This is a genomic window from Mycobacterium palustre (genome assembly GCF_002101785.1).
GTDB lineage: Bacteria > Actinomycetota > Actinomycetes > Mycobacteriales > Mycobacteriaceae > Mycobacterium > Mycobacterium palustre.
Genome location: NZ_LQPJ01000101.1, coordinates 22,872 through 36,923, shown reverse-complemented (window position 1 = coordinate 36,923; position 14,052 = coordinate 22,872). Strand labels below are relative to the sequence as shown.

Sequence of the window (14,052 nt, the reverse complement as noted above, 5' to 3'; positions counted from 1 at the left end):
TTCGGATGCGCGCACAACTTGTCACTGTCTAGATTGGAATTGGAAATGGCTCCCCTGATCGCGCTGGTCGTGGCGACCCTCGCCGCTCGCAGCATCGGCTGGATCGGCGTTGTTTACGTGAACAGCTGGCCCGCGGCGCTGGCCGTCGGGTTGGCGGCGATGTTCGTGCTGACCGGGTTTTCGCACTTCGCCCCGCCGCTGCGGCGGGACCTCATCGCGATCGTGCCGCCGCGACTGCCCGCGCCCGGCGTCCTGGTCAGCGTCACCGGCCTGCTCGAGCTGCTGGGGGCGGCGGGCCTGTTGGTCCCGACGACCCGGGCGGCGGCGGCCATCTGCCTGGGGGTGCTGATGGTGGCGATGTTTCCGGCCAACGTTTATGCCGCCCGGATGCCCGATCCGCCCAAGTCGATGACGACACGGCTACCCCTGCGGACGGCCATCCAGATCGTGTTCCTGGCCGCGGCCGTAGCGGTCGCGGTCGGCGGCAGCTAGCAGCCACGCATACTGGAAAGCCGTTTCCTTCCACGACTTGTAGCGGCCGCTGACGCCACCATGCCCGGCGTTCATTTGGGTTTTCAGCAGGATTTCGGTGCCGTCGGTGTCGGCATGCCGCAACGCCGCCACCCATTTGGCCGGCTCCACGTAGTAGACCCGGGTGTCGTTGAGCGAGGTCATCGCCAGGATGGCCGGATATCGTTTGTCGCTGACGTTCTCATAGGGCGAATACGACTTCATGTACCAGTAGACCTCGCTGTCGCTCAACGGGTTTCCCCATTCGTCCCATTCGGTGACGGTCAGCGGCAGGGAGGGGTCGAGGATGGTGGTCAGGGGGTCGACGAAGGGCACCTGCGCGAGGATGCCGGCGAACAGCTCCGGCGCCAGGTTGGCCACCGCACCGACCAGCAGGCCGCCCGCGCTTCCGCCGAGCGCCACCAGCTGCCGCGGAGTGGTCAGGCCGGAGTCCACCAAATGCCGTGCCACCGCGACGAAATCGGTGAAGGTGTTCTTCTTCTGCAGCAGTTTGCCGTGCTCGTACCACAGTCGGCCCATTTCGCCGCCGCCGCGGACGTGGGCGATCACGAATGCCATCCCGCGGTCCAGCAATGACAGCCGCGCGATGGAAAAGCTTGGGTCGGTGCAGATCTCGTAGGCGCCGTAGCCATACAGCAGTGCGGGAGCGGGGAACTCGATGTCGGCGCGGTGGACGATCGAGACCGGCACACGGGTGCCGTCGTCCGCCAGCGCCCAGTCGCGGCGTTCGACGTAGTCGCTGGGGCGGTACCCGCCGAGGACGGGCTGCTCGCGCAGCAAGGTCCGCTCACCGGTGCGAAAGTCGATGTCATAGATCTGCGCCGGGGTGACCAGCGAACCCGCCCTGATGCGCAGCTTCGGCGATTCCCAGTTCGGGTTGCCGGCCAATCCGGCCCACATCAGCTCGGAATCGAACGAGATTTCGTCGGGCTCACCGTAGCCGCCATCGGAATCGATGGGCCACAACTGGATTCGGGGCAGCGCCGCCCGGCGGTAGGTGACCACCAGATGCCCGGCGAAGGCGTCGACGCCGTCGAGCCGGACGTCGTCACGGTGGGCGATCAGGGTGCGTTGCCGCGTCGGGTCGCTGACCGGCGCCTCGCTGAGGGTGAAGTTCACCGCACCGTCGTTGTGCAGGATCAGGAATCGGTCCTGCCCGTCGACCACCGCGTGCTCGACGGAGTACTCGACGCCTTCGCGTCGTGGCAGCACGACGGTGAACTGCGCCTGCGGATCGGCCGACTCGGCGTAGCGGATCTCGGTGGTGATCGACGAGCCCGCGGCGATGATCACGTACTTCTCGCTGCGGGTCAGCCCCGCTCCCAGCCAAAACCGTTCGTCGGGTTCGTGATACACCAGCTCCGCCGGCGCCGGCGAGCCGAGCCGATAACGCCACACCTTGTCGGGGCGGTGGGCCGGGTCCAGGGTCAGGTAGTAGACCGTGCGATTGTCGGCCGCCCAGGTCACACCCGCGGCGATGTCGGCGATCTCGTCGTCGAGCAGCTCACCCGTCCGTAAGTCCTTGAACCGCAACGTGTAGCGTTCGTCGCCGACGGTGTCGACGGAGTAGGCCAGCAGGTTACCGTCCAAGCTGACCGTCGCGGCGCCCAGCGCGAAGAATTCGTGACCCTCGGCCTCGGCGTTCGAGTCGAGCAACACCTGCTCGCCCGGGATCTCGGTGTTCTCGTCCAAAAGCGGCGGGTCCCAGTCGTCGGGATCGGTTATCGGGCAACGGCATTGGACGCGATACTGCTTCCCTTCGAACGTGCGCGCGTAGTACCACCAGTCGCCTTGGCGCGTCGGCACCGACAGGTCCGTTTCCTTGGTGCGCGATTTGATCTCGTCGAAGATCTTCTGCCGCAACGGTTCCAGATGGGCCGTCATCCGGTCGGCGTAGTCGTTCTCGGCCTCGAGGTAGGCGATGACGTCGGGGTCGGCCTTGTCCCGCAGCCATTCGTACGGGTCGACGAAGACGTCGCCGTGGTGCTCGCGCCGGCTGTCGACGCGCTTGGCGGTGGGCGGTCCGAGTGTCTCGGTCATGCGCCCGGGCCGATCCAGTCGTCGAAGCTCAGACCGGAAATGCGTTCGTAGGCATTGATATAGCGGTCGCGGGTGGCCTCGATGATGTCGCCGGGCAGCGGCGGCGGGGGCTGCGAGCCGTGCCGGTCCCAGCCGGACTCAGGGCTCGTCAGCCAGTTGCGGACGAACTGCTTGTCGAAACTGGTCTGGACCTCGCCGGGCCGGTAACCGTCCGCGGGCCAGTACCGCGACGAATCCGGGGTGAAGATCTCGTCGGCCAGCAGCAGGTTGCCGTCGCGGTCGGTGCCGAATTCGAACTTTGTGTCCGCGATGATGATTCCCCTCTTCAATGCGTGATCGGCGGCCTGGACGTAGATCTGCAGGGTACGGTCGCGCAGCTGGTTGGCCCGCACCGCGCCCACCATCTCGATCACCCGGGCGAACGGGATGTTCTCGTCGTGGTCGCCGAGCGCGGCCTTGGTCGCTGGGGTGAACAGCGGGGTGGTGAACCTGCTGGCCTCGACCAGGCCGGGCGGCAGCGGGATGCCGCAGACCTTGCCGGTGGCCTGGTAATCGAGCAGCCCCGAGCCGGTCAGGTAACCGCGCGCCACGCATTCCACGGGGACCATCTCGAGGCGGCGCACCACCAGCGCGCGGCCCAGCACCTCGTCGGGGATGCGCGGGTCGTCCGGGGGCCCCGCCAGGTGATTGGGCGCCTCGACCAGGCCGAAGAAAAACACGCTCATCGCGGTCAGGATCCGGCCCTTGTCCGGGATGGTGCTGTTTAGCACATAGTCGTACGCCGAGATCCGGTCGGTCGCGACCAGCAGCAGGTGCTCGTCGTCGACGCGGTAGATCTCCCGGACCTTGCCGCTCGCCAGATGCTGGTAGTCGGACAGTGCAGGGCGCATCGGGCCAGCCTATCGGGCGCCGTAAAACTTACGCGGCGCCGGGAGCTGTGCTGGTATTGCGCTATGACGTCGCCGACTTCGCGAATTCTGCCCTACGCCACGACACCAGGACGGCTGGCCGTCCAGCTCTTCAGCGATTTCGCCATCGTGGTATGGACGGCGATCTGGCTGCTGGTCGGCACGGCCGTGTACGACGCCATCTCGGCCATCGCCGACGCGGGCCGGCAGGTCGAAAACGGAGCGAACGGAATCGCCGGCAATCTGGCGTCGGCAGGCCGTGGCGCGCAACATATTCCGGTGGTCGGCGATGCGGTCAGCAAGCCACTCACATCGGCCAGCGTGGCAGCCCTCGACATCGCGGGGGCGGGCCACAGCCTCGACACCACGGCCAGCTGGCTCGCGGTGCTGCTGGCGCTGAGCGTGGTCGCAGTCCCGCTTTTGATCGTCGACCTGCCCTGGCTTTTCCTGCGGCTGCGGTTTTTCCGGCGCAAGTGGGCCGTCACGGGCCTGGCTGCGACCGCGGCCGGCGAGCAGCTGCTGGCGTTGCGCGCGTTGACCAACCGGCCGCCGCGCAGGCTGGCGGCGATCAGCGCGGATCCGGTCGGCGCATGGCGCCGCGAGGACGCCGTCACCATCCGGGCGCTGGCCGCGCTGGAGCTACGGTCGGCCGGCGTCGCCATGCGGGCGGGCTGACGCCGCCGCGCGCGACAACCGTTGCAGCCCGGCGACGACGACGATCAGCCACGCGGCGAACGCGTCCCAGAAGAACACGAGCGAGACGGTGATCAGCCAGCCGTGACCGATCTCGACGGCCATGGCGTAGCTGGCGGCCGCGTACATGCCCAGGGGGAACACCAACGCCCACCACACGCCGGCGAACCGCAGCAGATCGGGCCCCTGCCGGATCCGGTGCAGGCCGAAGTAGATCAGCGGCGGGATCCAAAGGGTGGCCGCCACCCAGGTCACGACGGTCACCCCGAGCACCGGCCCGCCCACCGCGGCCGGGGCCGCGGCGTGGATGCTGTCGCCGGCCAACGTCGCAATCGCCAGGCCTCCCATCAAGATCCAGCTATCGGGTTCGAAGCCGTCGAGGTCCTGGCGTTCGGTGACGGCGCGCCACAGGATCAACCACGTCATCAGGGCGTAGATGCACACGGCGGCGACCCAGACCGGCACGGCGACCCAGAGCCACCGGTGCTGGTGCCGCGCGACCGTCGCCGCCACGATCGCCAGCCCGGAGGTGCCCACGCTGGCCAGCTCCCACGCCCCGTGCGCGCGGTCCCGCAGCGCCGCCCAGGGGTGGGCGGCCATGTTGCGCGCGGTGAGCACGATCAACACCAGCCACGCCGCGAACGCCACCGCGCCGAGTACGTTCAGCGTGATGCGTTGGGACGCCAGGCGGCTGTCGAGCACCGCGCAGGCGGCCACGAACGTGAACAGCCGCAGCGTCACGTCGGGATCGCGCAGATCCCACGACGCGACCGCCCGGGTGACGAGCGTGAGGGCCACCAGGCCCAGCAGCCCGGCGGTGGCCAGAACGCCAAATGTGTCGCTGAGGGCGCGGTAATGGTGATCGCGCGCGACGATCGACAGGACGCCGGTGGCCATCACCGCGGCGAACGCGTCGGGTGACGGCTCGGCGTCGGCGAGCCGGATCCTCACTGGTCCTCGAGCAGCTCCACGACGAGGTGCCGGATGCCGGTATGCCGGTTGCTGCGGGTCCATTCGGGCGGCTGGACCACCCGCACGGCCGCGAAGCGGGTCAGCAGTTCCTCGAACAGCACCCGCAACTCCAGCCGGGCCAGGTTGGCGCCCAGGCAATAGTGCACGCCCTGACCAAAGCCCAAGTGGGGGTTGGGCTTTCGGGTGATGTCGAATTCGTCGGCGCGGTCGAACACGGTCTCGTCGCGGTTGGCCGAGCCCTCCCAGATCTGGACCTTCTGCCCGGCCCGCACCGGCCGGCCGCCGAGGGTGACGTCGCGGGTGGCGGTGCGCCGCTTCGACGGCGACGGCGACGTCCAGCGCACCATCTCCTCCACGGCGGTGGGCAGGATGTCGAAGTCGGCTCGCAGCGTTTGTAATTGCTCGGGGTGCTCGGCGAGCGCCAGCAGGCCGCTGGCGACGGCGTTGCGGGTCGTCTCGGCGCCGGCGCTGAACAACAGGCTGAAGAACAGGTACAGCTCGAGGTCGGACAGCGCGGGCGCGTCGGCGTCGTCGACGGTGGCGTTGGCGACGACCGACAGCATGTCGTCGGTGGGGTTGGCGCGCTTCGAGGCGATCAGCTCCTGGCCGTAGGCGTACATCCGCGACCCGGCCTCTTCCACCGAAAGCTGCGACAGCGACGCTCTGCGCGAACCGCCGAAGTCGAACTGCGGCTCGATGGCCTCGAACAGCCAATGCCGTTCGGACTCCGGCACTCCCAGCAGGATGCAGATCATCTGCATGGGCAGCTCGGCGGCGATGTCGACCAGAAAGTCGAACGGTTCGCCCGGCGCCACCGCGTCCAGCAGCCGGCGCGCCCGGGCCCGCAGGTCGTCCTCGACGCGGCGGATCATCCGCGGCGTCAGCCCGGAGCTGACGAGCCGGCGGACCTGCGAATGCCGCGGGTCGTCCATCATGTTGAGCACCTGGCCCGCGATCGCCAGATCCTGCAGCAGGGTGCCGCCGAACGCTCGCTCGCCGCCGGTCACCGACGAGAACGTCGCCGGATCCTTCAGCACCGCAAGCGTTTCCGCGTAGGTGGCCACCGACCAGAAACCCTCGCCGTCGGGGGTGTTGTCCGTCGGATCGTGCCAGTACACCGGCGCCTCGCGCCGATGGACGGCGAACAGGTCGTGCGGAAAACCGTTGGCGAAGTTGTCCAGATCGGTGAAGTCGATGCGCGCCAGCGCGCCGGCGAGCGTCACAGGATTGCCCCCGGCGTGTACTTGGCCGCGTCCGGATAGCGGCTCACCAACGCGTCCACCGCCGCGGCCACCTCATCCACCTGGTCGGCGGCGGCGCCGGTGAACGCATTCTTATCGGCCAGCGCGGCGTCCAGGGCCGCGCGGTCCAGCGGCAGCCGCTCGTCGGCGGCCAACCGGTCCAGCAGGTCGGGCTCGGCGCCGCGCTCCCGCATGGCCAGCGCGGTGGCCACCGCGTGCTCGCGGATCACGTGGTGGGCGGCCTCGCGGCCCATGCCGGCGCGCACCGCGGCGATGAGCACCTTGGTGGTGGCCAGAAACGGCAGGTAGCGGTCCAGTTCGCGGGCGATCACCGCCGGGTAGGCGCCGAACTCGTCGAGCACCGTCAGGAACGTCTCGATCTGCCCGTCGATGGCAAAGAAGCTGTCGGGCAACGCGACTCGGCGCACCACCGAGCAGAACACGTCGCCCTCGTTCCACTGCGCACCGGCCAACTCGGCCGCCATCGACGCGTAGCCGCGCAACACCACCTGCAGCCCGTTGACCCGTTCGCAGCTGCGGGTGTTCATCTTGTGCGGCATCGCCGACGACCCGACCTGCCCCTCGACGAAACCCTCGGTGACCAGCTCGTGGCCGGCCATCAGCCGGATGGTGTGGGCCATCGACGACGGTCCGGCGCCGAGTTGCACCAGCGCCGAGATCACGTCGTGGTCCAGCGAGCGCGGGTAGACCTGCCCGACGCTCGTCAAAACCGTTGCGAAGCCCAAGAACTCGGAAACACGCCGCTCAAGCTCGGCAAGCTTGACCGCGTCCCCGTCCAGCAGGTCGAGCATGTCCTGCGCGGTGCCCATCGGGCCCTTGATGCCGCGCAGCGGATAGCGGTCGATCAGCTCGCGCAGCCTGGTCAGCGCGAGCATCGTCTCCTGCGCCGCGGAGGCGAACCGCTTGCCCAACGTGGTGGCCTGCGCGGCCACGTTGTGGCTGCGCCCGGCCATCACCAGATCGCGATAGGCCACCGCCCGCTCGGCCAGGCGCGCCACCACCGCGACGGCGTGGGAGAACACCACTTCCAGCGACCGCCGGATCTGCAGCTGCTCCACGTTCTCGGTGAGGTCGCGGCTGGTCATGCCCTTGTGCACGTGTTCGTGGCCGGCCAGCGCGTTGAACTCCTCGATGCGGGCCTTGACGTCGTGGCGCAGCACCCGTTCGCGGTCGGCGATCGAGGCCAGGTCGACGTCGTCGAGCACCCGCTCGTAGTCGGCGATCGCCTCCTGCGGAACATCCACCCCGAGCTCGGCCTGGGCCCGCAGCACCGCCAGCCACAGCCGGCGTTCCGCGACGACCTTCGCCTGCGGTGACCAGATCGCGACCATCTCCGGGCTGGCGTACCGGGCGGCCAGCACGTTGGGAATGCTCACAAACACACAGCTTACGGTTTGCCCGCCGCGGTCTCCTCATCGCCGAGCGCGCGCCCTAGCCTGTTCCGATGTACTTCGTCGGCGTCGATTTGGCCTGGGGCGGCCGCAAGCCGACCGGCGTCGCCGTGCTCGACGCCAACGGCCGCCTGGTGCGCCTCGGTGCGGTGGGCGACGACGCGGCGGTGCTGGCGGCGTTGACGCCCTACGTGCGGGGCGATTGCCTGGTCGCGTTCGACGCGCCGCTCGTGGTCACCAACCCGACGGGCCAGCGGCCGGCCGAGGCGGCGCTGAACCGCGATTTTCGCCGGTTCGAAGCCGGCGCCCACCCGGCCAACACCGCCAAACCGGAGTTCGCCGACGTCCCACGCGCGGCGCGGCTGGCCCGGGCGCTGGGCCTGGACATGGACCCGTACTCGTCGGCCCCCCGCCGGGCGATCGAGGTCTACCCGCACCCCGCGACCGTGGTGCTGTTCGCGCTGGCGCGGACGCTGAAGTACAAGGCCAAACCGGGCCGCGACGTGGCCCGCCTCAAATCAGAGCTGCTGGTGCTGATGGACGGCATCGAAAAGCTCGCGCAGGCGCCGGTGCCGTTGGACGTCGCCGTCGAGGACTGGGCGCGACTGCGCCGGCAGGTAATCGCCGCGCAGCGCAAGAGCGAGCTGCGCCGCGCCGAAGATCCCGTCGACGCCGTGGTCTGTGCCTATGTCGCGCTGTACGCGCAGCGCCGCCCCGCCGACGTCACGATCTACGGCGATTTCGCCACCGGGTACGTCGTGACGCCGTCGCTGCCGCCCGAAATGGCCCGCCCGTAACCGGTCAGATCTGGACGGGGCGCGGGTCGATGGGTGCCAGCACGTCGATGATGTCGACCACCGTCCCCATGGCCGCGGCCCGCGCGTCGCTCCCCTCGACCAGCGCCGAGACCACGGCGCCGTCGACCGCGCAGACCAGCGTGCGCACCAGCTCGATGTGGACGGACCGGCCGGATCGCTCGATGGCCTCGGCGACGGCCTCGGCGCGCTGCCGCAGGCTGCGGCGCATGGTTTCGCGCAGCGCGGGCAGGCGCGTGCAGGCGATGTGCCGCTCGTAGCGGGAGATCAGCTGCTCGACGAGCGAGGGATCGAAAAGATCCCCCACCAACAGGTCCACCAAGACCTCGGCGGTGGTCTCGGGTCCGCGACGCCGCCGGGACAGCTCGTTGACCCGGGCCCGCAGCTGCGCGATCTCGATCATCCCGATGTGCTCGACGGCGCGGGCGATCAAGTCGTCGAGGGACGAGAAGTAATAGGTGGTGGACGCCAACGGCAGGCCGGCCCGCCGGGCGACCGCCCGGTGACGCACCGCCTCGAACCCGCCTTCGGCAAGCAGCTCGGCGGCTGCGCTCACCAGCGCATACCGTCGACGTTCCCCCTTGGGAGTGACTGCTGCGGTCACGAGTAGCCATCGTGCCAGTCAAAGTGGTACTGCATTGCCATTTCGGCCAAACGGCTCGTCAAACACACATGGCATGATGGCCCGCATGCCCGACCTGAGCCGCCGCGCCCTGCTCGGTCTCGGCGCCTCCGCGGCCCTCGGCGCCGCCGGCGCCTACGCCCTCGACACCGCGCTCCAGCCGCGAACGTCGCGCGCCGCGCCCGCGCCGGTGGCCGGCACCCAGGCGCCGCTCGCGCCGGCGCCGACGACACCGCTCGAGCCGGCGCCGCCCGCGCAGGCGGCGCCCACCATGGTTACGGGATCCTTCGTCTCGGCGGCCCGCGGCGGCGTCGCGACCAACTGGGCGATCGCCCGGCCGCCCGGCCAGACCAAGGCGCTGCGTCCGGTGATCGCGCTGCACGGCAAGGGCAGCGACGCGTCCACCGTGATGGCCGGCGGGGTCGAGCAGGGGCTGGCCCAGGCCGTCGACGCCGGGCTGCCGCCCTTCGCGGTCGTCGCCGTCGACGGCGGCGGCAGCTACTGGCACAAGCGGGCGTCCGGCGAGGACTCCGGCGCGATGGTGGTCGACGAGCTGATCCCGATGCTGGGGGGCCAGGGCCTGGACACCTCGCGGCTGGCCTTCCTGGGCTGGTCGATGGGCGGCTATGGCGCGTTGCTGATCGGCGGCCGGCTCGGACCCGCGCGCACCGCCGCGATCTGCGCGGTGAGCCCGGCGCTGTGGCTGTCGTCCGGGGCGGCCGCGCCCGGTGCCTTCGACGGGCCCGACGACTTCGCCGCGAACTCGGTGTTCGGGATGCCGGCGCTGGCGTCGATCCCGATCAGGGTGGATTGCGGCGACAGCGACCCGTTCTACGCGGCGACCAAACAATTCATCGCGCAGTTGCCCAACCCGCCCGCGGGCGGCTTCTCGCCCGGCGGGCACAACGGCGAGTTTTGGAGCTCGCAGCTTCCGGCCGAGCTGACGTGGATGGCGCCGCTGCTGACGGCCTGACGCCCGCGCGAGCGTGACGCCACGGCCAGAGAAGCACGCCGACAACCGCCGCAGCGTTACGCTCGCGGACGTGAGCGCACCTTTCGGTTGGGACTTCCCCTACGCCTGGCGGCGCAAGCCGCTGCTGGCCGCCAACGCGGTGTGCACGTCGCAGCCGCTCGCCGCGCAGGCGGGCCTGCGGATGCTGGCCGAGGGGGGCAACGCGGTGGACGCGGCGATCGCCACCGCCATCACGCTCACCGTCGTCGAACCGGTGTCCAACGGCATCGGCTCCGACGCCTTTGCCATCGTGTGGGATGGCGCGCGGCTGCACGGGCTCAACGCCTCCGGCCGCGCGCCGGCGGGGTGGACACCGGAGTACTTCGGCGGCAAGGCCGTTCCCGCGCTCGGCTGGAACTCGGTGACGGTGCCCGGGGCGGTCTCGGCGTGGGCCGAGCTGCACGCCAAGTTCGGGAAGTTGCCGTTCGCCACGCTGTTCGAACCCGCAATCACCTACGGCCGCAAGGGCTTTCTGGTTTCACCGACCGTCGCGGAGCAATGGGCGGCGCAGGTGCCGCTGTTTCGAAACCAGCCCGGTTTCGCCGAGGCGTTCCTGCCCGCCGGTCGGGCGCCCAAGCCCGGTGAGCTGTTTCGCTTTCCCGATCACGCGGCCACGCTGGAGCAGATCGCGGCAACCCGCGGCGAGGCGTTCTACCGCGGCGAACTGGCCGCCAAACTCGAGGCGCACGCGCTGGCCAACGGCGGCGTCATGCGGGCGAGCGACCTCGCCGCGCACCGCGCCGACTGGGTGGACACGATCGACGCCGACTACCGCGGGTATACGGTGCACGAGATACCGCCCAACGGCCAGGGCATCGTGGCGCTCATCGCCCTGGGAATCCTCGAGCACTTCGACATGTCTTCGCTGCCCGCCGATTCGGCCGATAGCGTGCACCTGCAGATCGAGGCGGTGAAGCTGGCGTTCGCCGACGCGCAGGCCTATGTAGCCGACATCGATCACATGGCGCTAACTCCGAAACGCCTGCTGGACAAGGACTATTTGCGGCAGCGCGCAACCTTGATCGACCGCAATCGGGCCAAGCCGGCGTTCGCGGGCACCCCCGACGCGGGCACTGTCTACTTGACCGCGGCCGACGCCGCGGGCGTGATGGTGTCGATGATCCAGTCGAACTACATGGGTTTCGGTTCGGGTGTGGTGGTGCCGGGCACCGGAATTTCGCTACAAAACAGGGGAGCGAATTTCGAAGCGGCGGAAGGCCATCCGAACCGCGTCGGTCCCAGCAAACGCCCCTACCACACGATCATCCCGGGCTTTGTCACCAAGGACGGTGAGCCGGTGATGAGCTTCGGGGTGATGGGCGGATTCATGCAGCCCCAGGGTCACGTGCAGGTGATGGTGCGCATCGCCGACCACGGCCAAAATCCGCAGGCCGCGTGCGACGGGCCGCGGTTCCGGTGGCTGCAGGGCACGCAGGTCTGTTGCGAGCGCGGGTTCCCGCGGTCAACGCTCGACGAGCTGCGGCGGCGCGGACACGAGCTGACCACCGTGGACGACTACAGCCAGTTCGGCAGCTGCCAGGCCATCTGGCGCCTCGACGACGGGTACCTCGCGGTGAGCGACCCGCGCCGCGACGGCCAAGCGGCCGGTTTTTAGACGCTGATCTTGCCCTCGGCCGCCGCGAGCGCGATGTCGCCGCGAAAGTGGCTGCCGGCCAGCTTGATCGAGCCTAGGAGTTCGTATGCCTTGGCGCGGGCGGCGGACAGGTCGGGGCCCGTGCCCACCACCGAGAGCACCCGCCCACCCGACGAGACGACGGCGCCGTCGTCGCGTCGCGCCGTCCCGGCGTGCAGCACGCCCTCGGCTTCGGAGCCCACGACGACGTCGCCGACGCGGGGACGCCCGGGATAGTTTTCGGCGGCCAGCACCACCGTCACCGCGGCGCCGTCGCGCCAGCGCGGCTCGCCGAAGTCGGCCAGGGCCCCGGTGCCCGCGGCATACAGCAGCTGGCCGAGCGGTGAGTCCAGCAGCGCGAGCACGGCCTGCGTCTCGGGATCACCGAAGCGACAGTTGAATTCGACCACCGCCGGCCCGTTCTTGGTGATGGCGAGCCCGACATACAGCAATCCGGAGAACGGGCTCCCCCGCCGAACCAGCTCGGCCGCAACGGGTTCGGCGACCCGACTGACCATGTGCCGGTACACGTCGTCGGGAAGCCAGGGCAGCGGCGCATAGGCGCCCATGCCGCCGGTGTTGGGTCCGCTGTCACCGTCGCCGACGCGTTTGAAGTCCTGCGCCGGCAGCAGCGGCACGACGGTGGGGCCGTCGACGACGCAGAACAGCGACACCTCGGGGCCGTCGAGGAAAGACTCCAGCAGCACCGGGTGGCCGGCGTCGAGCAGGCTGGCGGCGTGGGCGCGCGCCGCGTCGCGATCCGGTGTCACCACGACGCCCTTGCCGGCCGCCAGGCGGTCGTCTTTGACCACCCACGCCGGATCGCCGGCCGGCGGCCCGAACCGGTCCAGGGCGGCATCCAAATGGGCTGGGTTGTCGACGATTTCGCTGAAGGCGGTCCGCACCCCCGCCGCCGCCATGACCTCTTTGGCGAACGCCTTGGAGCCTTCGATGCGGGCCGCGTCCTTGCTGGGGCCGAAGCACACGATGCCAGCGGCGCGGACGGCGTCGGCCACCCCCAGCACGAGCGGCACCTCGGGGCCGATGACCACCATGTCGGCGCGCACCTCGCGAGCCAGCGCGACGACGTCGTCGCCGGAGGTAATGTCCACATCGTGTTGCTCGGCCAGCCGGGCGGTGCCGGCGTTGCCCGGCGCGATGGCAAGCGCGGTGACCTGCGGATCCTTGCTCAGCGCCAGCAGCAGCGCATGTTCACGGGCACCGGAACCGATGACGAGGACGCGCACGACACGTCAGACTAGCCCAGGCGCTCAGACAATTCGCTCCAGCAGGCTTTTGAGTTCCTTCTGCTGCCCGGCGGCGAGGCGCGCGAGGCGCTTTTCGAACTCCGCCGACAGCACGGCGAGGCCGTCGATGTCGATCTCGGCGCCGAGGAGCTGGCCCGGCTCGACGCCCTCACCAAACCGACTCTCGCGTTTCCCCACAACATGCTCCAGATGGCGCCGGGCAGATCAACGGCGGCGCGACGGTCAACGGGGTCTCCGCGCCGCCCTCCGAATACGTGATGCCCCGAGGTGGCCGGCCGTCCTGAGGCGGCCACCCGGGCTGAAAGTCACGCCACGGATTCGTCGAATGACTCGGCGGGAGGCCGCTCGTGGTCGCCGTCGTTGGCGTTGATCGTCGGCACCCCGCGGCCGAGGGCCTCGATCAGGCCCTTGATTTTGACGGCCTCGTCCTCGGTCGGTATCTCACCCGCCTCGAGGTCGTCGAGCAGTTCCGCGCGCAGTCCGGCCCCGTTGGCGGTCTCCTTCGCCGAGAGTTTGGCGTGCAGGCGGGCTACGTAGAGTTGCTGACCCAGTGTGGCGCCGGGCGCAGCCGCGGCCCGTTCCATCAGATCGTCGTAGCACTGACGAGCTTCGCTCAGGGCTACGACCACGCGGGGCGTCAGCCTGCTGCGAGTTGCCGCGTCAGTCAGGGTCTTCCGCAACTTGCGCAGGCCGGTGAGGATCACCTCGACCCGGGGCCGGAATTCGTCGTCGTCGTCATCGGGCAACGCGCCGATGGCCGTGACGTACATGTGCATGGCCGCCTCGGCCATGCCGACGATGATCGGGGCTTCCCCCTCGTCCGGGTTGTCCTGGGCCATGCTTTCCTCATCTCTCTATGGTCCGGCCGGCCTGACGCGGAACATTGCGGTTGAGGATATGCATGC

General features: G+C 69.7%; 14 protein-coding genes. 5 read left to right on the top strand and 9 right to left on the bottom strand.

Annotated features, from left to right (window positions below):
- Positions 1 to 45: 45 nt before the first annotated feature.
- A complete protein-coding gene (locus tag AWC19_RS13405; RefSeq protein ID WP_085078615.1) occupies positions 46 to 492 on the top strand; it encodes a DoxX family protein in 447 nt (148 codons plus the stop codon).
- Here the strand turns inward: AWC19_RS13405 and AWC19_RS13400 are convergent.
- Positions 421 to 2,571 (bottom strand): S9 family peptidase, encoded by a 2,151-nt coding sequence (locus AWC19_RS13400; protein ID WP_085078560.1) that lies wholly within the window; start codon positions 2,569 to 2,571, stop codon positions 421 to 423. The genes AWC19_RS13405 and AWC19_RS13400 overlap by 72 nt on opposite strands.
- On the bottom strand, positions 2,568 to 3,461 hold the full coding sequence (locus AWC19_RS13395) for a phosphoribosylaminoimidazolesuccinocarboxamide synthase (RefSeq protein ID WP_085078559.1): 894 nt from the start codon (positions 3,459 to 3,461) through the stop codon (positions 2,568 to 2,570). The genes AWC19_RS13400 and AWC19_RS13395 overlap by 4 nt, the downstream gene beginning before the upstream one ends.
- 63 nt (positions 3,462 to 3,524) lie before the next feature.
- Here AWC19_RS13395 and AWC19_RS13390 point away from each other — a divergent pair, with 63 nt between their 5' ends.
- Positions 3,525 to 4,154 carry a hypothetical protein gene (locus AWC19_RS13390; protein ID WP_085078558.1) on the top strand — a complete coding sequence of 210 codons (630 nt, stop codon included), beginning with the start codon at positions 3,525 to 3,527 and terminating at the stop codon, positions 4,152 to 4,154.
- Here AWC19_RS13390 and AWC19_RS13385 read toward each other — a convergent pair.
- The 3 genes from AWC19_RS13385 to purB are packed head-to-tail and all read right to left on the bottom strand — an operon-like array spanning position 4,119 to position 7,782.
- The gene (locus tag AWC19_RS13385; RefSeq protein WP_085078557.1) at positions 4,119 to 5,123 is read right to left on the bottom strand and encodes a tellurite resistance/C4-dicarboxylate transporter family protein; all 1,005 of its coding nucleotides are present in this window, start codon (positions 5,121 to 5,123) and stop codon (positions 4,119 to 4,121) included. The genes AWC19_RS13390 and AWC19_RS13385 overlap by 36 nt on opposite strands.
- Complete coding sequence (locus AWC19_RS13380; protein ID WP_085078556.1) at positions 5,120 to 6,367, bottom strand: cytochrome P450; 1,248 nt, start codon at positions 6,365 to 6,367, stop codon at positions 5,120 to 5,122. Before AWC19_RS13380 ends, AWC19_RS13385 begins: the two co-directional genes overlap by 4 nt.
- Positions 6,364 to 7,782 carry an adenylosuccinate lyase gene (gene purB, locus AWC19_RS13375; RefSeq protein ID WP_085078614.1) on the bottom strand — a complete coding sequence of 473 codons (1,419 nt, stop codon included), beginning with the start codon at positions 7,780 to 7,782 and terminating at the stop codon, positions 6,364 to 6,366. Before purB ends, AWC19_RS13380 begins: the two co-directional genes overlap by 4 nt.
- A gap of 68 nt (positions 7,783 to 7,850) precedes the next feature.
- Here purB and AWC19_RS13370 point away from each other — a divergent pair, with 68 nt between their 5' ends.
- Positions 7,851 to 8,594, top strand: a complete 744-nt coding sequence (locus AWC19_RS13370; protein WP_085078555.1) for a DUF429 domain-containing protein — start codon at positions 7,851 to 7,853, stop codon at positions 8,592 to 8,594.
- 4 nt (positions 8,595 to 8,598) lie between these two features.
- Here the strand turns inward: AWC19_RS13370 and AWC19_RS13365 are convergent, their stop codons facing one another.
- Complete coding sequence (locus AWC19_RS13365; RefSeq protein ID WP_085078554.1) at positions 8,599 to 9,216, bottom strand: TetR/AcrR family transcriptional regulator; 618 nt, start codon at positions 9,214 to 9,216, stop codon at positions 8,599 to 8,601.
- 73 nt (positions 9,217 to 9,289) lie between these two features.
- Between AWC19_RS13365 and AWC19_RS13360 the strand changes: the two genes are divergently transcribed.
- Positions 9,290 to 10,207, top strand: coding sequence for an alpha/beta hydrolase (locus AWC19_RS13360; RefSeq protein ID WP_085078553.1), 918 nt, complete (start codon positions 9,290 to 9,292; stop codon positions 10,205 to 10,207).
- Between the two features lie 70 nt (positions 10,208 to 10,277).
- Complete coding sequence (locus AWC19_RS13355; RefSeq protein WP_085078552.1) at positions 10,278 to 11,861, top strand: gamma-glutamyltransferase family protein; 1,584 nt, start codon at positions 10,278 to 10,280, stop codon at positions 11,859 to 11,861.
- On the opposite strand, the gene purD is transcribed toward AWC19_RS13355, so the two are convergent.
- From purD to AWC19_RS13345, 3 genes are all read right to left on the bottom strand, one after another.
- Positions 11,858 to 13,126 (bottom strand): phosphoribosylamine--glycine ligase, encoded by a 1,269-nt coding sequence (gene purD / locus AWC19_RS13350; protein WP_085078551.1) that lies wholly within the window; start codon positions 13,124 to 13,126, stop codon positions 11,858 to 11,860. The two genes, AWC19_RS13355 and purD, sit on opposite strands and share 4 nt — an antisense overlap.
- Before the next feature lie 24 nt (positions 13,127 to 13,150).
- Positions 13,151 to 13,324 carry a hypothetical protein gene (locus AWC19_RS29650; RefSeq protein WP_158090866.1) on the bottom strand — a complete coding sequence of 58 codons (174 nt, stop codon included), beginning with the start codon at positions 13,322 to 13,324 and terminating at the stop codon, positions 13,151 to 13,153.
- A gap of 128 nt (positions 13,325 to 13,452) precedes the next feature.
- Positions 13,453 to 13,986, bottom strand: a complete 534-nt coding sequence (locus tag AWC19_RS13345; RefSeq protein WP_085078550.1) for a forkhead-associated protein — start codon at positions 13,984 to 13,986, stop codon at positions 13,453 to 13,455.
- Between the last annotated feature and the right edge of the window lie 66 nt (positions 13,987 to 14,052).